At 62.6% G+C, this 24,727-nt stretch carries 24 protein-coding genes; 16 read left to right on the plus strand and 8 right to left on the minus strand.

Annotated features, from left to right (window positions below; genetic code table 11):
- Positions 1 to 205 precede the first annotated feature (205 nt).
- The 4 genes from ACMUVN_RS06545 to ACMUVN_RS06560 all read left to right on the plus strand — a co-directional run bounded on the left by ACMUVN_RS06545 (position 206) and on the right by ACMUVN_RS06560 (position 5,432).
- Positions 206 to 544, plus strand: coding sequence for a hypothetical protein (locus tag ACMUVN_RS06545; RefSeq protein WP_063475604.1), 339 nt, complete (start codon positions 206 to 208; stop codon positions 542 to 544).
- A 172-nt stretch (positions 545 to 716) separates the two neighbouring features.
- A complete protein-coding gene (locus ACMUVN_RS06550; RefSeq protein WP_063475603.1) occupies positions 717 to 1,250 on the plus strand; it encodes a YidB family protein in 534 nt (177 codons plus the stop codon).
- A gap of 166 nt (positions 1,251 to 1,416) precedes the next feature.
- The gene (locus tag ACMUVN_RS06555; protein WP_063475673.1) at positions 1,417 to 4,677 is read left to right on the plus strand and encodes an adenylate/guanylate cyclase domain-containing protein; all 3,261 of its coding nucleotides are present in this window, start codon (positions 1,417 to 1,419) and stop codon (positions 4,675 to 4,677) included.
- 74 nt (positions 4,678 to 4,751) lie between these two features.
- On the plus strand, positions 4,752 to 5,432 hold the full coding sequence (locus ACMUVN_RS06560) for a peroxiredoxin-like family protein (RefSeq protein WP_063475602.1): 681 nt from the start codon (positions 4,752 to 4,754) through the stop codon (positions 5,430 to 5,432).
- Positions 5,433 to 5,504: 72 nt separating this feature from the next.
- Here ACMUVN_RS06560 and ACMUVN_RS06565 read toward each other — a convergent pair whose 3' ends face one another.
- Positions 5,505 to 6,035: a c-type cytochrome gene (locus ACMUVN_RS06565; protein ID WP_409527296.1), complete on the minus strand. Its 531-nt coding sequence runs from the start codon at positions 6,033 to 6,035 to the stop codon at positions 5,505 to 5,507.
- Between the two features lie 199 nt (positions 6,036 to 6,234).
- Here ACMUVN_RS06565 and ACMUVN_RS06570 point away from each other — a divergent pair, with 199 nt between their 5' ends.
- From ACMUVN_RS06570 to ACMUVN_RS06605, 8 genes are all read left to right on the plus strand, one after another.
- On the plus strand, positions 6,235 to 6,738 hold the full coding sequence (locus ACMUVN_RS06570) for a cytochrome b (RefSeq protein WP_063475600.1): 504 nt from the start codon (positions 6,235 to 6,237) through the stop codon (positions 6,736 to 6,738).
- 197 nt (positions 6,739 to 6,935) lie between these two features.
- Positions 6,936 to 7,334: a hypothetical protein gene (locus tag ACMUVN_RS06575; protein ID WP_047615441.1), complete on the plus strand. Its 399-nt coding sequence runs from the start codon at positions 6,936 to 6,938 to the stop codon at positions 7,332 to 7,334.
- 89 nt (positions 7,335 to 7,423) lie between these two features.
- Positions 7,424 to 7,651, plus strand: coding sequence for a hypothetical protein (locus ACMUVN_RS06580; protein WP_047615196.1), 228 nt, complete (start codon positions 7,424 to 7,426; stop codon positions 7,649 to 7,651).
- Entirely contained in the window at positions 7,648 to 9,114 is a 1,467-nt protein-coding gene (locus ACMUVN_RS06585; protein WP_063475599.1) for a TolC family protein, read from the plus strand. The genes ACMUVN_RS06580 and ACMUVN_RS06585 overlap by 4 nt, the downstream gene beginning before the upstream one ends.
- 14 nt (positions 9,115 to 9,128) lie before the next feature.
- Positions 9,129 to 10,475, plus strand: coding sequence for a multicopper oxidase family protein (locus ACMUVN_RS06590; RefSeq protein WP_063475598.1), 1,347 nt, complete (start codon positions 9,129 to 9,131; stop codon positions 10,473 to 10,475).
- Between the two features lie 34 nt (positions 10,476 to 10,509).
- Positions 10,510 to 10,989 carry a plastocyanin/azurin family copper-binding protein gene (locus tag ACMUVN_RS06595; protein ID WP_063475597.1) on the plus strand — a complete coding sequence of 160 codons (480 nt, stop codon included), beginning with the start codon at positions 10,510 to 10,512 and terminating at the stop codon, positions 10,987 to 10,989.
- 21 nt (positions 10,990 to 11,010) lie between these two features.
- On the plus strand, positions 11,011 to 11,298 hold the full coding sequence (locus ACMUVN_RS06600) for a copper-binding protein (protein ID WP_063475596.1): 288 nt from the start codon (positions 11,011 to 11,013) through the stop codon (positions 11,296 to 11,298).
- A 56-nt stretch (positions 11,299 to 11,354) separates the two neighbouring features.
- A complete protein-coding gene (locus ACMUVN_RS06605) occupies positions 11,355 to 11,816 on the plus strand; it encodes a DUF411 domain-containing protein (RefSeq protein ID WP_414814924.1) in 462 nt (153 codons plus the stop codon).
- Between the two features lie 35 nt (positions 11,817 to 11,851).
- On the opposite strand, the gene ACMUVN_RS06610 is transcribed toward ACMUVN_RS06605, so the two are convergent.
- The 3 genes from ACMUVN_RS06610 to ACMUVN_RS06620 form a co-directional block, all read right to left on the minus strand.
- Positions 11,852 to 12,220: a hypothetical protein gene (locus tag ACMUVN_RS06610; RefSeq protein WP_063475594.1), complete on the minus strand. Its 369-nt coding sequence runs from the start codon at positions 12,218 to 12,220 to the stop codon at positions 11,852 to 11,854.
- A 98-nt stretch (positions 12,221 to 12,318) separates the two neighbouring features.
- Entirely contained in the window at positions 12,319 to 13,833 is a 1,515-nt protein-coding gene (locus ACMUVN_RS06615) for a winged helix-turn-helix domain-containing tetratricopeptide repeat protein (RefSeq protein ID WP_063475593.1), read from the minus strand.
- 158 nt (positions 13,834 to 13,991) lie between these two features.
- On the minus strand, positions 13,992 to 14,903 hold the full coding sequence (locus tag ACMUVN_RS06620; protein ID WP_063475592.1) for an agmatinase: 912 nt from the start codon (positions 14,901 to 14,903) through the stop codon (positions 13,992 to 13,994).
- Between the two features lie 218 nt (positions 14,904 to 15,121).
- Here ACMUVN_RS06620 and ACMUVN_RS06625 point away from each other — a divergent pair, with 218 nt between their 5' ends.
- The 3 genes from ACMUVN_RS06625 (at position 15,122) to ACMUVN_RS06635 (ending at position 17,599) form a co-directional block, all read left to right on the plus strand.
- Positions 15,122 to 16,288, plus strand: coding sequence for an MFS transporter (locus ACMUVN_RS06625; RefSeq protein ID WP_063475591.1), 1,167 nt, complete (start codon positions 15,122 to 15,124; stop codon positions 16,286 to 16,288).
- Positions 16,289 to 16,430: 142 nt separating this feature from the next.
- The gene (locus ACMUVN_RS06630; protein WP_414814925.1) at positions 16,431 to 16,922 is read left to right on the plus strand and encodes a MarR family winged helix-turn-helix transcriptional regulator; all 492 of its coding nucleotides are present in this window, start codon (positions 16,431 to 16,433) and stop codon (positions 16,920 to 16,922) included.
- Positions 16,919 to 17,599, plus strand: coding sequence for a GNAT family N-acetyltransferase (locus ACMUVN_RS06635; RefSeq protein ID WP_063475589.1), 681 nt, complete (start codon positions 16,919 to 16,921; stop codon positions 17,597 to 17,599). Before ACMUVN_RS06630 ends, ACMUVN_RS06635 begins: the two co-directional genes overlap by 4 nt.
- A gap of 14 nt (positions 17,600 to 17,613) precedes the next feature.
- Here the strand turns inward: ACMUVN_RS06635 and ACMUVN_RS06640 are convergent, their stop codons facing one another.
- On the minus strand, positions 17,614 to 20,532 hold the full coding sequence (locus ACMUVN_RS06640; RefSeq protein ID WP_168333770.1) for a M16 family metallopeptidase: 2,919 nt from the start codon (positions 20,530 to 20,532) through the stop codon (positions 17,614 to 17,616).
- A gap of 116 nt (positions 20,533 to 20,648) precedes the next feature.
- Here ACMUVN_RS06640 and ACMUVN_RS06645 point away from each other — a divergent pair, with 116 nt between their 5' ends.
- Positions 20,649 to 21,617 carry a substrate-binding domain-containing protein gene (locus tag ACMUVN_RS06645; protein ID WP_097544265.1) on the plus strand — a complete coding sequence of 323 codons (969 nt, stop codon included), beginning with the start codon at positions 20,649 to 20,651 and terminating at the stop codon, positions 21,615 to 21,617.
- Positions 21,618 to 21,691: 74 nt separating this feature from the next.
- Here ACMUVN_RS06645 and ACMUVN_RS06650 read toward each other — a convergent pair whose 3' ends face one another.
- Genes ACMUVN_RS06650 through ACMUVN_RS06660 form a run of 3 tightly spaced genes read right to left on the minus strand, consistent with a single transcriptional unit; the run spans position 21,692 to position 24,722 of the window.
- A complete protein-coding gene (locus ACMUVN_RS06650; protein ID WP_063475587.1) occupies positions 21,692 to 22,957 on the minus strand; it encodes an ABC transporter substrate-binding protein in 1,266 nt (421 codons plus the stop codon).
- A 26-nt stretch (positions 22,958 to 22,983) separates the two neighbouring features.
- A complete protein-coding gene (locus ACMUVN_RS06655; protein ID WP_063475586.1) occupies positions 22,984 to 23,820 on the minus strand; it encodes a carbohydrate ABC transporter permease in 837 nt (278 codons plus the stop codon).
- On the minus strand, positions 23,817 to 24,722 hold the full coding sequence (locus tag ACMUVN_RS06660) for a carbohydrate ABC transporter permease (RefSeq protein WP_373289175.1): 906 nt from the start codon (positions 24,720 to 24,722) through the stop codon (positions 23,817 to 23,819). The genes ACMUVN_RS06655 and ACMUVN_RS06660 overlap by 4 nt, the downstream gene beginning before the upstream one ends.
- Positions 24,723 to 24,727: the final 5 nt, after the last annotated feature.

Genomic DNA, 24,727 nt, shown 5'->3' on the forward strand with positions numbered 1-24,727 from the left:
ACATCGATTGGCCTGAGCACCCGCCCCCTCCTTCGAGGCCCTTCGGGGCACCAGGATGAGGTTCTGTTGGATGTTGCGCTCCACAAAACGTCCATCGAATGCGACTCCGGCAGACCGGCGCTGCGCCGTCTCCGCTTGTCATGAGGAACAAAATTCGTATGGCGAGGTTGTCATTACGATAAGCACAAGACCATGGGAGGAACTCATGCGGAAATCTCTTCAATTCGTCCTGGTTGGCTTGGCCGCCATAACTGGGCTGACCATCTCGCCGACGATCGTTGCCGCGCAGGACTTGGAGTTGCGGCTCGGCCCTGGTGGCGTCGGCGTTTATGACCGTGATCGTGATTATGACCGTTATGACCGCCGCGACCGCGGACGGCGCGGTTGTGATCCGGACGATGCTCTCGACATCGCCCGCAGCGAAGGACTTCGCAGGGCGCAGATCGTCCGCATATCTGCCCGCAGCATCGTCGTCCAGGGCATGACGCGCCGCGGACCGGAGCGAATTGTCTTTGCAAACCAGCGAGGCTGCCCGGAAATCTGAGTAGCGGCGTGAGCTGTAAAGTCGGTCGGCCTTTGTGATTGCGGAACGAATCCGCCCGGTGCAGCCTTGTTTGCGCGGCGGCGCGGAACCTTTGGGCGCTCAGGACATTGCTGCCCATGCGGCGACCTGCATTGGGCCGTCTGCACCTTGGAGCACCATAGGAGGATTCATCATGATGAGCGGTCAATTGAAGGCGCTTCTCGCCGTTCTTGCCGTTGCCGGCTACCAGAACAGAGACAAGATCGGGGAACTCCTGCGGGGCATCCAGAACCCTCAGCAGGCTGGCGCGGGGAACCAGCAGCCGGGCGGGCTTGGGGGCATCCTCGGCGGACTGGGCGGCTCCGGCGGTCTCGGCGGCCTCCTCGGCGGGCTGACCTCAGGCGGCATTGTCAGCGGCGGGCTGGGCGATCTTCTGAAGACATTTCAGCAGAACGGTCACGGCGACAAGATCGAGTCTTGGGTACAGCCCGGTCAGAATGCCGACATCAATGATGGGCAGCTGGCGGAAGCACTCGGGCCTGATGTTCTCAACGAGATCGCCGCCAATACCGGCCTTTCTCATGAGGAGATTCTGGGCCGGCTGAGCCGCGACCTTCCCAAGGCTGTCGACGATCTGACCCCAGAGGGGAAAGTGCCCACCGCCGAAGAGGCGTTTTTGTCATCCGCGAGCCAATCAACCACCTCCGGGCGGCCCGGCACCATCTGATATCGGGACGTCGCCCTCGCCTATCACCGCTGGGCAGGTGCTCGGTCATCGAACGCCTGCCAAAGTCTTCACTTGCAGGCCTGGGGCAGCAGGTTCATGCTTGTCCCTGTCCGCTGGTTGCGGCTGAAAGAGCCGCAACGCATCGGGTTTTCGCGAGATGCGTCCGATGGAGTGCGCGGGCTGCGGTTTCGATATTCAGAGCGGTTTTGCTTTCTGTCCGCGATGCGGCGCAAGGCAGCCTGTCACCTGCGCCGCCTGCGGCTATGCCTGTCAGCCCGATTTTGCCTTCTGCCCGCAATGCGGCGCATCGATATCAGGCAAAGTCCAACCTGCATCGAAGCCCAACATCGAAGCGATAACGCCTAAGCCGGACAGCGATGCCGACCGGCGGCCGGTGACCGTGCTCTTTGCCGATCTCTGCGGCTTCACGACGCTGAGCGAGCAGATCGATCCCGAAGTCATGCGGGTGCTGCAGAACGAATTGTTCGAAGAGATGGCACAGGCGGTCGAGGCTTATGGCGGCTTTGTCGACAAGTTCGTCGGTGATGCGCTCCTGGCGCTGTTCGGCGCGCCGGTCGCCCATGAAGACGATCCGGTTCGGGCGCTTAACGCCGCACTCAATATGATCAAGCGCGCCACGGAGGTCGGCGAGCGCTGGCACGCACGCGCCGGCGTGCCGTTGCGTCTGCATATCGGCATCAATAGCGGCCCTGTTGTCACCGGCGGCTTCGGTGCAGTCAGTACGAAATCCTATTCGGTGACCGGCGATACGGTGAATACCGCGCAACGCCTGCAGTCCATGGCCGGCGAAAACGAGATCCTCGTTGGGCCGCTGACCTACCGCCTCACCCGCCATGCCTTCGCCTTCGACAGTCTCGGGGCTCAGACCTTGCGAGGCAAAAGCGGAAACGTGCAGGTCCATCGGCTGACCGGGCTGTCGGAAGCGCCGCATACGGCGCGTGGACTTGAAAGTTTCGGCCTGCGGGCGCCAATGATCGGACGGGACAGGGAGTTGTCGGGCTTGCTGACATGCCTCGACCTCGCCTGCGGCGGCGCGGCACAGCTTGTCCGCCTGATTGGCGAAGCGGGTATCGGCAAGTCGCGGCTGGTCAACGAGTTCGTCGCAATCGCTAGCAATACTGCCCGTTTTCAGGGCCTTGCCATCCGCAAAGCGACCTGCTCTCCCCTCGGCGAACAATCCTATGGGACGCTCGCCGCCGTGGTGCGCAGCGCCTACGGCATCGGCGAGCGGGATGATCTTGCCAGGACGCGGCAATTGCTGGCAACGGGGTTCGCCGCGCTCGATCTGACGCCGGAGGACGTGGAGGCACTTTTGCCGCTCTTTTTGCATGTCCTTGGTCTCGGAGATCCCGATGGCGCGTTGCGCCACATTGAGCCGGAGCAGTTGCGGCGGCAGATTTTCTATGCCGTCCGCACCGTCTTCGAGCGGCGGTTGGGACAAGGCCCCCTGCTGCTCGTCATCGAGGATCTGCATTGGGCGGACGCCGCCTCGCTTGAGGTGCTGCGCTTCATGATGGATCGGCTGGAGCGCAGCCGGCTGATGCTGCTTGTGATCTACCGGCCGACATCGCAGACCGACCCGCTGAACTCCAATCGTGTCAGCGTCACCGTGCAACGTCTTGAGCCACTCTTTGCAGCCGACGGGCAGAAGCTGCTTGCTGCCTTTTTTGGCGAGGGCCATAGCAAGTTGCCGGTGACGGTGCGCAAGCGCATCCTCGATCGCGCCGGCGGCAATCCGCTTTTCATCGAAGAAATCCTGCGCGGACTGATCGACATGGGCACGTTGCACGATGATGGTCAGCATGGCGACGGCCAGCACTGGCATGTCGCCGCCGAAGACACCGATGTCGATATCCCGGTCAATCTGCAGGCCCTGCTGCTTGCCCGCGTCGATCGGCTGCCGCAGGAGATCAGGCGGCTGGCGCAGGAGGCGGCGGTGGTCGGCCCGAAGTTCGATACCGCCCTGCTCCGCACCGTCGCCACCGACCCGGCCGGCATCGACGCTGCCTTGGATTACCTCTGCGATGCCAATATCATCGAGGAATTGCGCGGGTCCGATGCCGTGGTATCGCCGGGCTATCGCTTCAGCCAGACGCTGATGCACGATGTCATCTACCATAATCTCCTGCTGCAGCGGCGGGTGGAGCTTCATCAACGGATCGGCCGGGCTCTGGAACGTCAGTATGGCGCAGCGCCCGACCGGCCCGAGCATCTGGCGCAACTTGGCCATCATTTCAGCCTGACCACCGAAAAGTCCAAGGGCGCCAGCTATCTGATGGCGGCAGGCGATCTGGCGCGCAAGACCTACGCCAATGATGACGCCATGCGTCTCTATCGGCAGGCGCTTGCGGCCTTTGCCAACGAGGCGGAAGTGACACCGGAGCAACTGGCACTGCTGGAGCGTCTTGCCGATCTCTGCGGTCCTGCCGGCCTGCGCGACGCCGCCTTGGCCCATTATCAGCGAGCGCTTGCGATCCACCGCGCCAAAGACAATCCGATTGCCGCGGCGAGGATATTGCGCAAGATCGGCCGTTTGCATCTCGATGCCGGTCGCCGCGATCAGGCGGAGATCCATTGCGCCGAAGCTGAAGCGACGATCGCAACCGTGGATGCGCCGGTCGAACGTGCGCATGTCCTGCAAGAGCGCGGCCATCTCGCCTTCCGCATGGGCGATCAGGCTGCCGCTGCCGAGTGGGCGACGCAGGCGCTGCAATGCCTGCAAACGCTGCCGATCGACGGCACGACCGAGGCCGGACGGGAGACGGCGCGGGCGATGGCAGAGGCGCTGAATACCAAGGGTGCAGCCCTTGCGCGACTCGGACGTAGCCGCGAGGCCGTGCAGGAAGTGGAGCGCAGTCTCTCCGTCGCCGAAAAGGCCGATCTGCAAAGTGCCGCCTGCCGCGCCTATTCCAATCTTGGCGTTCTCTACACGATCGTCGATCCGGCCAGCGCCATCAAGATCTGCCGGCGAGGACTGGAGGTCGCGACCCGTATTGGCGATCTCGGCTTCCAGGCGCGTCTTCTCGCCAATCTCGCCGTTGCCTGCTGCACCTTTACCGATCGGTGCGCCGCCGAGGGCGTACCGGCGGCGGAGAAATCAGTCGAAATCGACCGGGCGCTCGATCAGCGCGACCATCTCTCCGTGCCGCTGATCGTGCTCGGCCAGATTCATCAATGCCATGGGCAGCCGAAGCTAGCTCGTAAGTATTACGAGGAAGCCCTTGAGGTTGCGAAGGAAATTGATGAACCGCAACTGCTCTTTCCGTGCTATGATGGCTTGGCGACACTCAGCCTCGAGCATGACGACATGGACGCGGCAGAACGGTATTTCACGCTGGCACAGGATGTGTGCATCCGCCACAACCTCGATCCAGGCACGCTCGTCGTCTTGCCGTTTCTCGACTGACCCGTCCTCGTTGCAGTGATCGCCGGAGATCGATTTGGCAAGTCGATTCAAAAACATAAAGGGAGGAACGAAACATGCAGGAGAACCACGCCGCAAGGCCATTGCAGCCGGGAGATCGCGCGCCGAACGTGGTGCTGGATGCCATCACCCGCCAGGGGAAAGTTGCCATCGACGATTTTCGCGGCCAGAAGCCGGTGCTCGTCGGGTTGTTCCGCGGATTGCATTGCCCCTTCTGCCGCCGCCAGATCGCCGCCATGGCCGAACTCACCGATGCCTTGCTGGAGAAGGGCATCGACAGCCTGACCGTCGTCAACACACCGATCGACCGCGCCCGCCTCTATTTTCGCTACCATCCGCTTCCCAATCTGCTGGCGGCCTCGGACCCGGAGCGGGTATCGCACAAGGCCTTCGGCCTGCCGAACCTTCAATTTACCGAAGACGAGAATGACTGGCCGCATAAAATCAGCATGAATGCGGTGACGTCGATGCGCATCGACATGCCGGACGAGCTTCCAGCGCCCATGGACCTGATGGCAGCCGTGGAATTTCTCGACAAGGCCGATGGTTACGAATTCACCGAAGATGACAAGCAGATGATCGCCACCGGCCACGGCCAGCTTGTCGGTGAATTCCTGCTCGATCGGGATGGCGTCGTGCGCTGGTGCTTCACCGAAGTCGAGGAGGATGGTCGTCATATGTTCGGCGGCCCTGCCCCTCGCGAAGTGATGTCGGCAGCGTCGAACATGGCTGTTTGAAGCAAAAGAGGCCGTTCTTGACCGGTTGAACGCCGGAGCAAGGCGGGCCATTCCAAACCCGCGTGCTCGCCGTCATTCCGCCCTGAATTTGGCGTGGCAGGTCGTGCAGGTCTGGAGCATGAGGTGGAACGCGTGTTCCGCCGGCATTGCCAGGAGATCCTGCTCGTTGCGGACGTGAGTGCCGAGCGGTCCGCCGCCCATGGCCTCGCCGGGCTTCATGCGCATGCTGGCAGACATCGATCCCGGGTTACTCCGGGCGGCGGCGTCCAGCGCGACCGCGTAGTCGCGCAGGTCGTTCGCGATCCGGTCGAACCGCTCGCGCTCCGCGGGGATGTTCGGCCTGGCCTTCGACTGTGGACTGACGGCCTCGGACATGAAGTGTCCGGAGAGAACGACACCCGACCTGTCGCGGATTGTATCGGCAGCCCAGCTGAACTCGTTAGCCGTGTAGCTCGCCGGATCCTTGAACATGCCGGAGATGGTCTTAACCGCCGCGGCCATGGCCTTCATGTCGGCCTGCCGAAGCGCTACGACATCCTCGGTCGCCGGCGACGAGACTGCCGTGATCGGCATCACACCCACGACGAAGAGCAAACCGAACATGTTCGCAAAAATGGTTCGTCTCATAAGGCTGCTTTCCGAATCCGAGATCGTGCCGCTTGCGACTACCGATATCCGTTCTCATCGGGGCAATAAAAGGGCGGGCGCCCTCCCCGATACGCCGCATCTCGCGATGCTCCAAGCCGATCAGGAAGCGTTAACCGCCGCCGATTAGTCTGCGCCCCTCGGCAGGAGAGGATCGATGAAAGGTGGCTATTCACTGGCCCAGATAGGGCTTCACTGGCTGGTCGCCCTCATGGTGCCGGTGCAGTATCTGACGGGTGGCAGCATCGAGAGAACCCACCATGCCGTCCACATGGGGATGGCGCCGGCTTATTGGGACGTCGTTCAGCACCAGCTCCATAACTATGCAGGAATGGCGATCGGACTGCTGATGGGCGCACGGCTGGTTCTTCGTATCCTTCAGCCGCCAGAGATCGGCGCGCCCGGCACATGGAGCGGACGAGCCGCCACGGCGCTTCATCACGCCTTCTACGCCGCCATCATTGGACAGGCCTGCATGGGATTGGTCGCGAGCTACGTCTGGTTCGCGATCGCGCCGTACCACGTTGTCGGGTCGAGGATCATCCTGGCGATGGTCGCGCTGCATCTCGCCGCGGCGATCTGGCATACGCTCGTCGTCCGTGACGATACGGTCGACCGGATACTGCTGCCGCGCCGGAAGCGGTCAGTCAAAAATCTGTAACGTGGCGAGCGTCAGCAGGACATAGCGGCCCGCCTTGGCGACGAAAACCAGGATCGTGTAGCATTATAGCGCCAAAGGAAGCTCTAGCTTGTGCATAACGTGATGTTCGCGCCACATAAAGGACTCGAACATCCGTGACACAGAGGTCTTAATTGAAATCCGGCTGCATTGCATGTAGGCCGTTGGGAATGGGCAAGATGTACCGAATCGCAATGAGCAAGCTGCTCGTGATGATACGGCTGGTGATCGTCGTATCACTGGCGGGGTACTCGTTGTCGAACGCTAACGCAGCGATGCACGGCTCCTCCTTCCCCGATCTCAAAGCCGTTGTGTCCGACGTGACGTCGCCCCATGAAGGCCACGACATGACGGAGGCCGCCCGTCATGGCCACGCGCATGGCGACGTATCTCATGATGGCGATGGCCCGTCGAAGCTCGTCAAGCAGGAATGCTGCAAGGACTTCTGTGGCGGGCTTGGCATCATTTGTGATGGCCCCGACGTCGGCGGACCCGTCGTGACCTCGATCCGGCAGTTCGTTGACGACCGGACGACCATTGGCGAACTGCCGCCCCTCCACCGTCCCCCGAATATCTGAATAGAGACACACCCGCTTGATCGGGTCCCGTCGGTCGCGTGCCTTTTAGGCGAGCGCCCACAGGTTATCTCTTGTTCGGAAACTTCATAATGAAACCCTCGCTTTTCGTGGTGGGGCTGCCGCTTCTTGTCGGCGGCTGCGCATCCACGCTTCCTCCCGACGTGGTGGCATCCTCCGCCGCCGTCGAACAGCCGTCCGCGCGCCCCATCACATACCGGTCGCCGATCTCGGGCTATGAAGCCAGGCAGCCCGTCGACCCCAAGCCTTGGCGCAGACAGAACGATCTGCAGTCTCCAGCAAATGGAGATGCCTCATGATCGGGCCTAGAAGAATAATCATGGCGCTGGCATTCCCGCTGGCGCTAAGCGGTTGCGTCACGGGCGACGACTATTCCCGCAATGAGGCGGGCTTCATTTCCGTCGCCAACAAGACCGCCAGTGTCGAGGCGAAAGAGACCGTCTGGATCCAGAACCAGAACCAGGCCCGTTCTGCGGGGGCGCAGGTCAAAAGCCTGCTTGCTCGAACGAAACCTCTCGACGTCGAGACGGCCGTCCAGATCGCCCTGCTCAACAACAAAGGCCTCCAGGCCGCCTATGCCGATCTTGGCGACCGTGCGGCTGACGCCTGGCAGTCGACGATGTTCATCAACCCGACAGTCTCCTTCGGTACCACAGGGATCGGAACTCCGGAACTTCAAGCGTTCAAGACGATCGAGGGGATGATCACAACGAACATCCTGGCGCTCGCGACGAAGAGCAGGGACGTGGCGATCGCCGACACACGCTTCCGGCAGGCGCAGTTGACCGCGGCCGTGAGAACGCTCCAGGTTGCCGCCGACACACGGCGTGCCTGGATCGGTGCAGTCGCGGCCTGGGAGAACGTCGGGCAGCTCCAGCGCGCCCAGGCGACGGCCGATGCCGCTTCGGAGCTCGCGGCGAAGCTGGGCGAGACCGGTGCGATGACCAAGGGCGCCCAGGCACGTGAACATGTGTTCGTCGCCGAAATCGCCGGAGAAACGGCGAAGGCCCGCCTGGCGGCCCGCCTCGCCAAGGAGGAGCTGACGCGACTGATGGGCCTCTGGGGCTCCGAGCTGGACTATCAGGTTCCGAACAGCCTGCCGCCGCTGCCCAAGTCCGTCGCAAAACGCGACACCATCGAAGCCGAAGCACTCCGAAACCGGATAGACCTCCAGGTCGCGAAGCTCGAACTCGAAGCCACAGCCAGGTCCTATGGCCTGACCGAAGCGACGCGCTACGTCACCGACCTCGAGATCCTGACCGGCTTCGAAACGGAACGGGAAATCGAGGACGACGAGAAGAAGACAAGGACGACCGCCCAGGTCGAACTGGAGTTCGCAATCCCGATCTTCGACACGGGCAAGGCCCGGATGCGCAAGGCCGAGGTGGCATACATGCGGGCGGCGAACTTACTGGCGGAGAAAGCGGTCAACGTGCGCTCGGAAGCGCGCTCCGCCTACGAGGCCTACCGCTCGAACTACGACATCGCCCGGCACTACCGCAACAACGTCGTGCCGCTGCGCGCCAAGGTCGAGGAGGAATCCCTGCTGACCTACAACGGCATGATCACCAACACGTTCGAGCTGCTGACCGACACCCGCGACAAGATCAACTCCATCCTGCTCTCCGTCAACGCGAAGCGAGACTTCTGGCTGGCCGAAGCCAATCTCGCGCCTGCCATCTACGGCGGCGGCGCGACGAACGCCTCGGCAGAGACCGAGGTCGCCGCTGCTTCCGGGAGCGGCGGTGGCGGCGGCCATTGAGAAAGGAAATTACCATGTTCAACAGACGACAACTGTTCGGTGCAAGCGCGGCCATACTGGCGGCGGGAGCCTGGACGAAGACATCGGCGATGGGTCTGCCCGACGCTCCGACAATGGAATCGGCGGACATGCAGCCGCCGCTCCACCCGACCTCGGGTCCGGACTACCAGCCGGTCGTCACCCTCAACGGCTGGACCCTGCCCCACCGGATGAATAACGGCGTCAAGGAGTTCCACCTCGTCGCCGAGCCGGTCGAGCGCGAGATGGCCGACGGCATGACAGCCTATCTTTGGGGCTATAACGGCCAGTCTCCGGGGCCGACGATCGAGGCGGTGGAAGGCGACCGCGTCCGTATCTTCGTCACCAACAAGCTGCCGGAGCACACGACGATCCACTGGCACGGCATGATCCTGCCGTCGGGCATGGACGGCGTCGGTGGCCTGACGCAACCGCACATCCCGGTCGGCAAAACCTACGTCTACGAGTTCGATCTCGTGAAGTCCGGGACCTTCATGTACCACCCGCATTCCGACGAGATGGTCCAGATGGCCATGGGCATGATGGGCTTCTTCGTCATCCATCCGAAGGATCCGAAGTTCATGCGCGTCGATCGCGACTTCGTCTTCCTGCTCAACGCCTACGACATCGATCCCGGCTCCTACGTGCCGCGGATCATGGAGATGACCGACTTCAACATGTGGTGCTGGAACAGCCGCGTGTTTCCGGACATCAGCCCCCTCGTCGTTTCCAAGAACGACAGGGTGCGGGTGCGTGTCGGCAACCTGACGATGACGAACCATCCAATCCATATGCATGGCTACGATTTCGAGGTGACATGCACCGACGGCGGCTGGGTCCGGCCGGAGGCGCGGTGGCCGGAGGTCAGCATCGACATTCCGGTCGGCGCGATGCGCGCCTACGAGTTCGATGCCAAGTACCTCGGCGACTGGGCGATCCACTGCCACAAGTCCCATCACACGATGAACGCCATGGGTCATGACATCCCGACTTTCATCGGTGCAGACAAGTCGAAGGTCGCCGAGAAGATCAGGAAGCTGCAGCCGGACTACATGCCCATGGGTACCAAGGGCATGGCCGATATGGGCGAAATGGAAATGCCAATTCCCGAGAACACCGTTCCGATGATGACCGGCTGGGGGCCACACGGCCCCATCGAGATGGGCGGCATGTTCTCGGTCGTGAAGGTTCGCGAAGGCATCTCGGCGGACGACTACTCCGATCCCGGCTGGTACGAAAACCCGCCGGGAGCGCAGGCCTGGGAGTGGACCGGCGAGCTGCCGGACGCGACCAAGGCCAAAGACGCAAAGACGCAAATCACGCCGAAGCCGACAAAAGGCTGAGGCCCAATCTCCCACGTCAAGAAAGGATCTACGCATGAAGAACTACGTATTGGCACTGGCGCTCGTCGCCCTGACAACCCCGGCGCTCGCGTCCGGCAATCACGCCGGCGGCCATGGCGACAAGATGGCCATCGGCGAGCCTGGCGACAAGGCGAAAGCGACGCAGACGATCCGCGTCACGATGAAGGAAACCGAGGACGGGAAGATGCTGTTTACTCCGGCCGTCTTCAATGTCCGCAAGGGACAGACGGTCAAGATCGCGATCAAGAATGCCGGAACCGTCGACCACGAGTTTGTGCTCGATCAGGAAGACAAGATTCTCGAGCACAAGGCCGTCATGGAGAAGTTCCCGGAGATGGAGCATGACGATCCGAACTCGATTCGTCTTCCAGCCGGCCAGTCCGGCGAGATCGTCTGGAAGTTCACCACCGACGGCGAATTCAAGTTCGCCTGCCTGATCCCCGGCCACTACGAAGCCGGTATGCACGGCGACGTCACCGTCGCTGGCAAGTAATCTGCAAAAGGAGCCATAACCATGAAAACTGTTATGATCAAAATCGGCGTTGCCGCCCTGCTTTCGGCCAGTGCAGCCTTCGGTGCGTTCGCCCAGGAATTCACCAAGGGCGTCGTCAACAAGGTCGACACCAAGGCGAAGAAAGTCACCATCAAGCATGAGGACCTGAAGGGCCTCGACATGCCGGCGATGACGATGGTCTTCCGGGTCGAGGACCCGGCGCTGCTCGAAAAGCTGAAGGAAGGTTCGAACATCGAGTTCGTTGCCGAACGCGTGAATGGCAAGCTGACCGTCATCGAAGTAAAGTAGGGGACTCCTGCCGCCCGGCCTCGATCCGGGCGGCAGGACATCGAGGAGTGGAAACGATGCACAGGAGAATTTTCATCGCGTGGGCGGCATCAGCCCTGGCGTTCTGTGGCGGAAGGGCCTTCGCCGTCGCGCCGGCGAAGATGACCGTCTACAAGGATCCGAACTGCGGCTGCTGTCATGAATGGTCGAAGGCGATGGCGGCCGCAGGATTTTCGGTCGACGCCCGCGACACCGACGATCTTGCCGCGGTCAAGGCGCGGCTGGGCGTACCTGTCGACCTGGAGGGATGCCACACTGCCGTCGTCGAGGAATACTACCTCGAAGGACACGTTCCGGTCGAAGCCGTCCAGCGTCTGCTGCGGGAACGGCCGCCGGTCCGTGGGCTGGCCGTGCCCGGCATGCCTCCTGGTTCGTTGGGAATGGGCGACGACCAGCAGGCGTCCTTCGACGTCTATGCGATCCCCTCGGGGACCGCCGCGCCATACGTGTTCATGGAGGTCCGCCCCCGGAAGGGCTGACGCACTCGATCGGCCAAGCCATGTCGTACGACCGCTCAGGAAACCGGACTGTTGCAGAGCGCCGCCCAGAGATCGTGCTTCCAGTCGGCCCCCGGCCGCGCCGACACGTCGACCGCATAGTCGGCGGAATTGATCCGGACCGTGGCGGGCGAAACGCAGCGCACGCTCGCCTGGTGTCTTCCTCCGTCCCGATAGAGCACTGTCCCGCCGCCGTCGAACTCCAAAAGCGCAATGACGACGTCGAAATCGAAGGTGGGATCGCGGGCGGGCCTGCCCTCTGCCAGACTGAGGCTGACCGACCGGCTGCTGCCGAACGAAGCTGTATGGAAGATCGCAAATTCGGACGCCGCCGATATCGACGCGGACTGCGTGCAAAGGATCAAAAGCAGAAGGATCCGGTGCATTTACCCCTCCCGTGGTCAATGCATCTCGATCCTATCATATCCGAGGAGACCACGCGAATATTCGCATGGCTGGCCGGCCGTGTTTGAGTCACGCGGCGTCACTCCGGAAGACCGGCCTTGCGATAGCCGTCGATGAAATGCGCAAGCGTACGAGCGTCGCGGAAGGGCTCGGTCGCCGCCCAGTGGCGGGTTGAAAAATGCGGGTTGGCGACGAGGAACAGTTCGACCTCGGCGCGCGCTTCGTCGAGCCGGCCGAGCTGGGCAAGGCTTGCCGCCAGGAAACGGCGTGAGCTCGTCCGATAGGTCTCGTCCCGGCGCAGCGTCTCGACGGCAGATTCGTACTCACCGGCGGCATATTGCGCCTGGCCGAGCGTCAGATAATACCAGCTTGCCGGAAACGGGTTCAGCCGAAAGGCCTTGGCGATGTGCTCACGCCCCTCCCCGATCCGCCCGGCGAGAACCGCGATGTCGGACAGCGCCGCAAAGGTGTCGGCCTCGTTGGGATCGAGCTCGATCGCCTTGGCGAATTCCGCATCCGCCTCGTCGAAGCTGCGCTCATAGGCCAACAGGTAGGCCAGGATCCAACGACAGCCGGCATCGTTGGGGTCGATTGCGACAGCCTTGCGTGCCAGTTCCAAGGCAAGGCTGCGGGTCGGTTGCGTTGGTCCGCCGCTGTGGACCTCTCCCATCCAGTGGTTGATGGCGAGCCAGCGATAGGCCTCGGCATAGTCCGGATCGAGCGAGATCGCACGCATCAGCATCAGATGCGCTTCCCGCGCCGTCTGCGGTGAATCATCCATCAGCCTGCGCGCCCGCACACAGAGATCGTAAGCCTCGAGGTTCTTCGGTCGGTTGCGCGGCGGCGGCGCGCGCAGACGGCCGAGCAGCGCCTCGACGATCTTGCCGGTGACCTCGTCCTGAACGGCAAAGATATCGTCCAGGCTGCGGTCGAAGCGTTCCGCCCATAGATGATCGCCACTGACCGCGTCGACCAACTGAGCGTTGATCCGCACCTGCCCTGCGGCGCGTCTTGCGCTCCCCTCCAGCAGGTAGCGCACCCCGAGTTCCTCGGCGATGGCGCGCACGTCCATCGCCCTTCCCTTATAGGAAAAGGCCGAGTTGCGGGCGATGACGAACAGGCCCGGCATCCTGGAGAGATCAGTGATCAGGTCCTCGGTCAGCCCATCCGCAAAGGATTCCTGCTCGGGATCGTTGCTGATATTGACGAAGGGCAGCACAGCGATCGATGGCTTGTCGGGCAGCGGCAGAGGTGTTCGCTTCACGCCGCCGAGATGATTGATGGCGCCTGCAAAGCGGTAGCCGACGCGCGGCACCGTGGCGATCCATTCACCGCCATCGGCGGCCGGGCCGAGCAGCTTGCGCAACTGCGCGATCTGGACAGTGAGATTGCCTTCCTCGACCGCCCTGCCCGGCCACGCCGCATCCATCAATTCGGCCTTCCCCAAGATTTCGCCGGGCCGCCTGACAAGTGCTTCAAGCAGCTTTACCCCGCGATGGCCAACGGCAACGGGATCGTCGTTCCGAAGGAGCGTTCCCGCCCCCGGATCAAGCACGAACGGACCAAAGGCAAAGCGCGATCCCATGGGGCGCATCCTAGAGACATTAACGCTTGGATGGAACTATTCGTCCGCTTAAGCCACCATGGCATCAAGGACGCGAGCGCCGGCCGGGACTGAGCGACGTCTGGGCAAGGTTGCCTGGAATCCAAAACGCAACGAATGCACGGCCTGCTGCCAGAGGAAGCTGGATTTCAAGCCTGCCGGACGATGGCGCCGATGACATTGACCAGAAGGCGCGCGGCGGTCAGGGCTGACAGACCGTCAACGTCTGCGGGAGGATAGAGTTCGACAAGGTCGAATCCCGCAATCTCAGCCCGCTTGCCGAGGCCGGCAATCAGATCGATCACCTCGGTGTAAGTGAGGCCGCCAGGGGTACGCGCCGCCACGCCCGGCATGATACTGGGATCGATGCTGTCACAATCGAGGGTGACGACGACCCGGGCTCCTTCCGGAATATACTGAAGAGCGGCCTCGACGCCTCGAGCGTGGATCTCGCGGGCGGTCACGAAGCGGCTGCCATAGCGCTGCGCCGCCTCGATGTCGGCGAGGCGCGCACTGCCGACGCTGCGCAGGCCGACCTGCACCATGCCGGCGACATGCGGCATCTCGCTTGCCCGACGCATCGGACTTGAATAGCCGTAGCGTTCACCATGCACTTCGTCGCGCCAGTCGATATGGGCATCGATCTGCAGGACCCAGACAGGCCCTTGATCGGCAAAGCCGGCAAGGAAGGGAATGGTCACGGAACAGTCGCCACCGAGCAGGATCGGTACCGCCTGCAAAGCCAGCACCTCGCGCGTCTTCGCCTCGATGCGGCCCCGGTTGCCGGGATTGTCATGCAGGATGGTCTGGATGTCGCCGGCATCGATGCATGAGACCGGCCCGCCGTCGAACAGCGGGCCGCCGAGATCGAAATCCCAGTGCTCAAGGAGTGGTGCATCGTCCTGGCTCGCCGCGCGGATGGCACCAGCGGCCAGGGCGTAGCCGCTGCTGTTCTTGCCGGGATAGGTGCTGCCATGGGCGGCTGCAAAGATCACCGCACGGGGCAAACGTCCATTGGGGAGGCGATCGGGAAGGCCGAGAAAGGAAAGCGGAGCTGTCATTTCCTGATGGTCCTGATGATGTCTGGCTGAAACTGTCGTGCCGAGGGTTTACGGTTGGGATGAAATTGGGCGCTGACCTGTTTAATCCCTTTGGACGTTTTTGAGAACTTTTTGGAAAAACTTAAGTACGACGCTCCCCTCTGTCCTGCAGAATTCATCCTCTTTGACGTCGAGGCTCCCGGAGCCTCAAAGCCTATGGTCTGACGAGGATAATCTGCATGACTGCCGAAAGCATCACATCACCGCACGCGGACCGCATTCCATGGGCGGCGATGACGGGCATTATCGCCACCGTCACGGTGTTCGCCGTGGCCCAGGGACTGACCTATCCGCTGCTCAGTTTTATCCTGGAGCGACAGGGAACGACATCCGGGCTGATTGGCCTGTCGGCGGCGATGACGCCGCTGGGTTTCATTGTGTCGGCCCCCTTCATTCCGGCGCTTTCGCGGCGCGTGGGCGGAGCGCGGCTGGCGATCCTGTGTTCGATCCTCGCCGCCCTCACGCTGATCGCGATCGCCTGGAAACAGGACGTCTGGGCCTGGATACCGCTGCGCTTCCTGCTCGGCTTCTTCGCCAATCCGCTCTACGTGATCAGCGAAACCTGGCTGATCTCCATCACGCCAGCACCACGCCGAGGCCGCATCATGGGCCTCTATTCATCGATCGTTTCGGGTGGCTTCGCCATTGGCCCGCTGTCGCTCGGCCTCGCCGGCACTGAGGGTTGGCCGCCCTTCATGATCGGCATCGCCGCCTTCCTCCTCTGCGGCCTGATCGTGCTTGCGGTCGCCCCGCGCCTGCCCGCCACGCCTGAGGAAGGCAAGGCAACATCCGTCGGCGGCTTCTTCGCACTGGCGCCGCTGCTGTTGTTTGCGGTTTTCGCGGCCGCCGCCTTTGAGCAGATCCTGCTTTCGCTGTTTGCGGTCTATGGCGCCGCCCTGGGCAGCGGCGAGGAGCGTATCGCTTCGCTGATCACCTGCTTCATCGCAGGCAATGCCGCGCTGCAGATCCTGCTCGGGCGCGTGGCCGAGCGGTTCGGGTCGACACGGACCATGTTGCTTTGCGTCCTGACTTGCCTGGCCAGTTGCCTCTTGCTGCCGCTCGTCTTCGATGCGTGGCTCATCTGGCCGCTGGTTTTCACCTGGGGCGGCGTCTCGTTCGGGATCTATACCCTGTCGCTGATCCAGCTCGGCGAGCGTTTCACCGGCCAGGCCTTGATCGCCGGTAACGCCGCCTTCGCCTTGGTATGGGGCATCGGCGGCATCGTGGGCTCGCCCGCGACAGGACTGGCGATGCAACGGATTGGCCATCAGGGGCTGCCATCGTCCCTCGCCCTGCTCAGCTGCATATTGGCGGTGCTTCTGATCGCGGAAAGGCGACGGGGCTGAGCGAGCCACTGGGTTTGACACAAATGCGGGCTTGGCGTCTCACAAGCAGCCCGGTTTTGCGATGGATCACCTGCACTCAATTTAGCAGGTTGAGCAAATATATAACACGTTATATAACCATCGATACAAATGGGGGAATGGCATGGTCGAGGATGTGGTCCGAACGCTCGGGTTTCTGTGCATGGGCAGCCGTCTGAGGCGCATCGGCGAGAGGTTGCAGGCAGATACGCAGCAGATCATCGACGAGATCGGCCTTGGCATCCAGGCGGGCCAATACCCATTCCTGGCGGCGATCGACCGGGCCGGCCCGCTGACGGTCGGCGAGCTGGCGCAGGCAGTGGGCATTACCCAGCCGGGCGCCACGAGGACCACCGGCCAGCTTCTCGAACTCGGTTTCGTCGACATGCAGCCGGCGCCGGATGATCAGCGCCGCCGATTGGTCTCGCTGACCGACAAGGGCCAGGAACTCATCGACTATTCGAAGATATCGGTCTGGCCGCGTGTCGCGGCAGCCATCGCCGATCTCTGCGGCGATCTCGACGGGCCGATTCTCGAACAGCTCGCCGCCATCGAGGACGGGCTTGCAGAGGCGCCGCTGGCACAGCGGAGCCCCGCCAAGGAGAAAACACGATGAAACATGTTCTCGACCGTCCAATCTGGAGCGCGCTGGAGAGCGCGCACTCCCATCTTGCGGAAGGCAATGAAAATGCGCGGCGATACCCGCCGTCGATCGTCCCCTTCGCGGCGTCTGCCGACGACAGGCCGGAGAGCCTCGACGCGCTGGAGGCGCTGCCGGCGTCGGAGGAGAGCATGATCCTCGTTGAAGCCGGACCGATCGTCATCCCAGCGGGGCTAGCCGTCGTCGCCGAGGCATCGGTGGTGCAGATGGTTGCCGAGCGGCCTCAAGGGCGAATTTCGGATTCTCGCATCGAGCCGCTGACGGAGGCGGACGCCGCCGACATGCTGGCCTTGGCGACATTGACCAAACCCGGGCCGTTCACCCTGCGGGCCCAGAGCCTCGGCAGCTTCTGGGGGATCAGAAGCGAAGGCCGCCTGGTGGCCATGGCCGGTCAGCGAATGCGGCAGACCGGCTTCATCGAGCTCAGCGGGCTTTGCACCCATCCCGATTTCCAGGGGCGCGGTTTCGGCACCCTGCTTTTCCGTTTCGTTGCCGGCGAAATCGCATCCAGCGGCGACACGGCCTATCTGCATGCCTATGCGGCGAATATCTCGGCCATTTCCCTCTACAAAACGCAGGGTTTTACTCTTCGCTCGGAGATGAACATGCGCGTGGTCAAACGCCGTTCCTGAGCGGTGTTCCCTTCCTATCGTACCGCCGCCGGCAGCACTTCGAATTTCCAGAACTTTTCCGGGCCGAAATAGGCCGTGGAAAATGCGCGGATATCGCCGGCGGTGACCTTGTCGTAGCCGCCGAGACTATCGCGTATCCGGTCTAAACGACGCGAATCCGTCTGAGCATGGTGCAGATATGAGAGCCAATATTCATTGCTCTGCTGCTGATGCTTCAATGTCTCAATGATGGGTTCCCGGGCGCGCGCAAGCTCGTCCGGGGAGACCTCCTGCGATCTGAGATCATTGGCGATCTCGTCGACAAGGGCGTAAAAGCGCGCGACCTTTTCCGGGCCTGTCTCGACGTAGAAATAGGCGTAGCCATAGCCAGGGACTTCCCTTGACAGGTCGACGTCGCCCTGCACGGCATAGCTTGCGCCTTCTGCAATGCGAAACTGGTCGATCAGCCTGTTCTGGAAAATCTGCACGGCGACATTGGCGGTGAAGGAGCGCGGCAGATCGGAGAGCAGATCGCCGATGGGAGCTCCAACGACGGCGGCGGCATTGTCTGCCCTGCCGCTATGGGCCTGCAAAACGGGCTTTACGGTCGTCGCCGGAAAACGCACCTCGTCCCGATCGGTGCTCGACGCCGTCTCCGGGCGCGGCGGCAAAGCGCCAAAGGTTTCAGCCGTCAGCCCGATTGCGTCGTCCACCGTTACGTCGCCGACGATGGTGATGTCGATCGGGCCATTGGAAACCATCGGCCGGAACAGCGCCTCGAAATCGTCCGGCTTGGCGGCGGACAATTGCGCGCGGTCGGGGAAGGTCCAGCGCGGATCGCCGGAATGCACGAGACCTGCGAAATCGCGGCTGACAACGCCGCCGGGCGACGCGTCATACTGATTGAGGCCACTCAAATAGGCCTGCTGCACACGCTTGAACGCCTCGGGACGGTAGGCTGGATCGGAGGTGTAGGCGGTCATCAGCTGCAGCTGCGTCGCAAGATCTTCAGTCCGTGTACGACCGTCGAACCTGAAGGAGCTGTCGCCGACCGAGAAGTCGACGCCGACGATGTTGGCGGTCAGCGCTTTCTGTATATCCTCGTAATCCATGGCCTTCACGCCGGACAGCACGACGGCCGGAGATGCCCAGGTCGCGAGGGAACGGTCGCGCGGCAAATCCAGCCGACCGCGGCCGATATCTTCGCGCACCAGCACTTCGTTGGCACGCAGCTTGGTCGGCTTAACGGTCAGCCGCACGCCGTTGGAAAAGCGCACCATGGTCAAGCCGAGGTCTTCGACTGCGCGGCGTTCGACCACTGCGCCCGGCTCGCCGAAATGGGTGTAGGGCCAGGCGACGTCAGCAGCACCGGATGGCGCCGAGACGGCAATGGCATTTGACGCGTCATAGACTTGCCGAACCGTGTCGGCTCCGCCCTGCGGTGATTGGGGCGTCTGCAGCACGACCTGCGGACCGTTGCCGGAGAAAGCACGCTGAAGGGCTTGATTGACCTCGGCCATCGTGACGCCCTTCGTTATCGTCTCGAACAGCGAGAGGTCTTGGGCAGGCGAGGTGAAGACTTGATCGTCGTCGACGCTGCCAGCCAGCGCCGAGGCGATGTCGGTGGTCGCGCGCGTCGCGGCTCCGTCCGCGGCGGCTTGCAGGGCCAAGCGATATTCGCGGATTTCGCGATCGATCTCCGCCTTTTCAACGCCGAATTTTTGGATACGACGCTGTTCCTGGTCGATGGCCGTGAGCGCTGCCTGCCATTTGTCCGCCTCGGAATTTGCCGAGACCAGGACGACATGCGCGGAATCGAGGAGATCCTGGGAGCCGACGCCCGCGCTGATGAAAGGGGCATCCGCCTTGCTGGCGATAGCGCTCACCCGCCGTTTGAGCACCAGGAGCCCGAGATCTTCAATAAGCTCGGCGCGGCGCCTGGCAGAGGTATCAGGCGCGGCGTCATAGGGACGCGTCCAGGCGACCTGTATGCTCGTCATGCCGCCGGGAACAGTGATCACCTCGGCACTTTCGCCTTTCGCCGCCAGTGTGCCAAGATCCGGTTTTGCCGGCGCCGGCCCCACGGCCTTCCAGTCGCCGAAGCGCTGCCGGATTTCGGTTTCCATGGCGGCCGGGTCGATATCGCCCACTACGATCAACGTTGCCCGATCGGGTCGGTAGTTGGCCCGGTAATAATCACGGACGAGGTCTACCGGCGCATTGCTGATGATGTCGGCTTTGCCGATCGGCACGCGCATGGTCGCGCGCTGGCCGGCGAGCAACGAATTCATGATTCCGAGCGCTGCGCGAGACTGCGGTGTATCGCGCAGCCGCTCTTCCGACAGGATGACGCCGCGTTCGCGATCGAAAGCTCCGGCATCGAGGGTCAGCTCGCTCGCCGTTTCCCGCATCAGCATCAGGCCCGTCGAAACTGTGTCCGCATCGACCTCGGGCAAATCGAGCGCATAGACAGTCTCGTCATAAGAGGTATGGGCGTTGGTGTCCGGTCCAAAGGCCAGGCCCTTGCGCTGCAAGATACGGATCATCTCGCCTTCGGCGACATGCGTCGAACCCTTGAAGGCCATGTGCTCGAGAAAATGCGCCAGACCCTGCTGGTTGTCGTTTTCCTCGAGCGAGCCGGCGCCGATGCGAAAGCGGATCGCGGCCTGTCCGGGCGGCGTGACGTTGCGCATGATCGCAAACCGCATGCCGTTGGCGAGCGTGCCGAAATGCACGCCAGTCTCGGCTTGCAGGTCGCTTTGCGTTTGCGGCCAAGGCTCGGATGGGGTGTCCGCATAGGCTGGCAACGCGAAGTTTGCAGCAAGGCAGACCGCCGCGAGAAACCACCGCGCCGTGGAGCATTCCATTTGTTTGTGAGACATTCTTGTCCAGGTGATGAGCAGGAAAAGGGTAGATAGCGTCGATTCGACTATTCCACAGGTTGCATTTCGCATCAACGTCCATGTGCGCGAATGGATAAGAAGGAGACAATTCCGGCCGAGCGTCAGACCAATGTCATTGAACCCACTTAAAGGATTGCGCCTTGATGAGGTTACCAGGAGGCGCTTTCATGGCGACGTTGGAGCAGGTCGCATTCCGGGCAGGCTGCTCGCTGGCGACCGCAAGCCGTGTTCTCAACCGCAACGGACCGGCGAGCGACCTGATGGTGCGCAAAGTGCGCCGTGCGGCCGCCGAACTCGGTTATCACTCCGCCGGCAGGCTTGGCCGCAGGCCCGTGGTCGGCGTGCTGATCCCGAGCATCACCAATCCGGTCTTTGCCTCGTCGTTGTCGAGCATCCAGAACCGCATGCTGGTGGCCGGCCACGGCGTCTTGATCGCCCAGTCGAATTACGATCCGGCGCGCGAGGCCGATGCCGTGGCAGCCCTCCTGAACGACCGGCCGACCGGGCTGATCCTCACCGTCTGCGATCCCTCGACCAGCCAGGCGCTGCTTGCCAGGCTGCCGCCGACCGTGCTGCTCAACAACCTGCCGACGGCGCAATTTCCGGCGGCTGTCACCGCCGACAATCGCGGCGCCGGCCGCGAGATCACGGCGTTCCTGATCGGCATGGGTCATCGCCGCATTCTGTTTCTTTCCGGCAATTTCGCTGCCTCCGACCGCGCACATCTTCGCTACCGGGGTTATCTCGACGCCATGGCCGAGAGCGGGCTGACAGCGCTCGATGTGATGCAGATCCCCTTCGTCAACGGTTTTGACCAGCTCGATCTCGGCATGCCGATGAACTCGCTTGCGCCGACGGCGATCATCGCCTCGAACGATCTTCTGGCGCTCGGCGTCATCGGCGCGCTGAAGCGCGAAGGGCTCTCGGTGCCGGGCGATGTTTCGGTCGCCGGCTTCGACGGCATCGCCATCGGCCGGCTGATCGATCCGCCGCTGACGACGATCGAAATGCCGGATGCCAGCATGGGGGCGACGGCCGCCTCGCTGCTCCTCGACATGGCGGAGAATGCCGCCCCTGCCCGTCATCTCGACGTCGCCTATACGCTACGCCGCGGCGGCACGGTGCGCGCCATCTGAGAAGCTAGGGAAAAGAAGAGGCCGCCACGCGCTCGGCATGGCGACCCCTGCCCTATGCCTGGTGAGATAGGAGATCAGCTGCGCGGCAGCATGTCCTCGACGTCAGCGGCCGCGTCGTCGAGCGCTTCCTTCGGCTCGGCCGACTGGTCGACGATGCGCGACAGGTTGTCGACGATCGTCTGCGTGACCTTGACGCCGTTCGAGCCGGGGAAGGCATACCAGGGGATCATCACCGGCATCTGGCTGAGGCCGGCCTGGAACAGCGGGTTCTGCTTGTAGAAATCGCCGAGATATTCGGGTGACTTCGCGGCAAGCTCATTGTTCGGAACATAACCGGTGCCAGGCACGACGACGGAAGCACCGTAGGGGCCGGCGGCGAATTTAGCGAACTTCCAGGCAGCATCCTGCTTGGCGGCGTCATGCGTCAGGATGACGACGGCGTTGCCGCCCGTCGGCAGGCGGCCGTTCACCGAATCGATCAGCGGGATCCTGGCAGTGCGCAGATCGAACTTGTTGCCGACATTCTTGATCGTGTTGCGCAGCGCGCCCGTCGTCTGGAATTCGAAACCGACCTTGCCGGCTGCGAAAGCCTGTTCGCCTGCGGGCTTGGTGAAGACAGGCATGCCGCCCTCGGTGACCAAGCGATGCAGGACTTCGACGGCCTTCTGACCTTCCGGACCGTTGAAGGCAACCTTGCTTTCGTCATCGCTCAGCATCTTGCCGCCGGCGCCGAAGAGGAGAGCCGAAAACATCCAGTCGTCGCCCTGCCAGCGGAAATCGATGCCGTCGACACCGTTGCCGAGCGCCTTGATCTTGCCGCCGAGCGCGATGACCTCATCCCAGGTCTTCGGCGGATTGTCGGGGTTACCGCCAGCCGCCTTCACGAGATCGGCGTTGTAATACATGATCGGGTTGGAGGTCGCGAAAGCCAGCCCCACCTGCTTGCCCTTGACTTGGGCGAGCTTGAGGATCGTGTCGGAGAAGCCTTGCTCGGCCATGTTGCCGTCCTTCTTGACGAGCGGACCGAGGTCGACGGCGACGTCGCGTTCGTCAAGCATGCGCAGGCGGTTGAGGCCGATGAAGGTGATATCGGGCATTTCGCTGGTGCCGACCTGACGAAGGATCGTCTGGATGCCTTCTTCATAGGTGGCCGAGGGGCTGGCGAACTGGATCTTGATATCGGGGTTTTCTACCATGAATTTCTTCGAGATCGTGTCCATCACGTCCTTGAAGAAGCCCGGCATCGGGTAGTGAACCGTCAGCGTCGTCTCGGCATGCGCGGGAAGCGCGATTGCCAAGGATACGGCCGCTGCGGCGAGAATCTGGGTGATATGTTTCATCGCTCGTTCTCCTGGGTTGAAACCGGTCAGCCTTTGAGTCCGGTCATGGTGATGCCCTCGACGAAACGCTTCTGCGCAAGCAGGAAGGCGGCGACGAGGGGAAGGGTAATCATGAGGGTCGCCGCCATCAGTGCGCCGTAGTCGTCGCCGGCCTCTGCGGCGCGGAAATACATCAGGCCCAGCGGCGGCGTGGCGTAGTCCTGCTTGCTGATGACGATCAGCGGCCAGTAGAGATCGTTCCAATGGGCAACGACCGAGAAGATGGCAAAGGCGGTGACCGCCGGCCAGGCATTCGGCACGATGACGCGGGCAACGATCCCGATTTCCGACATGCCGTCGAGACGGGCGGCATGGATGAGATCATCCGGCATGGCGCGGAAGAACTGCAGGAACATGAAGATCGCGAAGACCGAAATGGTGAAGGGCGCGACCAGGGCGGCATAGCTGTTGAGCAGCGAAGCGCGGTCGAAGGCGACATAGAGCGGCAGCGCGGTCGCATGGATCGGCACCAGCAGGCCGAGCATGACCAGCACCATCATGGCGCGGGCGGCACCAAAGCGCAGCTTCGCCATGGCGTAGGCGCAGGGGATCGCCACCAGCACCTGGAAGAAGAAGATCAGCCCGCAGACGACGACGCCGTTCCACAAGAGCCGCGCCATCGGCACCCGGCTCAAGGCCTTGGCAAAATTCTCGACATAGGTGAGATGCGCCGGGATGAGCGATAGCGACGAGGTGAAGATATCGCTCTGTGCCTTGCCAGCCGTCGAGATCATGAAGGCGTAGGGCGACAGAAAGACGATCGCGCCCAGTGAGAGCAGGGTCAGGCGGATGATCCTGCCGAGGGAAAAAGCGCTGGTCATCATGTGTAATGCACCCGGCGATCGAGGACGCGATACTGCAGGAACATCAGCACCACCAGGATCAGCAGGAAGACCACCGTCATCGCCGAGGCATACCCAACGCGCAGATAGACGAAGCCTTCCTGGTAGATGGTAAAGAGCAGCACTTCCGACGCCTTGTTGGGGCCGCCGTCGGTCAGGGTCTTGACCGTCTCAAAGACCTTGACCGCATTGGTGATGCTGATGGTGATGACGAAGAGCGTCGTCGGCCCGAGCATCGGCCAGGTCACCAGCAGGAAGCGGTCGAAGGAGGATCTGGCGCCATCCACTTCGGCGGCGGCGTAAAGCTCACGCGGGATCGCCGTCAGTCCGGCCAGGAACAGCACCATGTTGAAGCCGGCCGATTGCCAGACGCCGATGATCGAGAGGCTGTAAAGCACGGTGCCGGAGCTGCCCAACCAGTTCGGACCGGGAAGCCCGACAAGGGCCAGCAGCGCATTGATCGGGCCGATTGTGGGGTGGAACATATATTGCCAGACGGTCGCCATGGCGACGATCAGCGAGGCGACCGGCAGGAAATAGGCGGTGCGGAAGAAGCTGCGCGCCGCGGTTTCGCTCTCGATCAGCATGGCAATGCCGAGGCCGAGAAGGATCGAGACGGGGGCGACGATCGCCGTATAGACCGTCGTATTCCACAGCGACTTGCGAAAGGTGCGGTCGGTGATCAGGTGCGCATAATTCTCGAAGCCGACGAAACGGAACTTGCCGAAGCCGAGTTCGAAATCGGTGAAGCCGAGCACGATCACAGATGCAACCGGCAAGAGCACGAAGAGGAACAGCAGGATCATCGCCGGCAGCACCAGCATCCAGGCGATCTGGGCCTCGCTGCGCCGATGCGCAGCGGCGGAATCATGTGGCGCAGCCATCGAGA

Origin of the sequence: Rhizobium sp. IY2, assembly GCF_047532935.1 — a bacterium.
GTDB lineage: Bacteria > Pseudomonadota > Alphaproteobacteria > Rhizobiales > Rhizobiaceae > Rhizobium > Rhizobium anhuiense.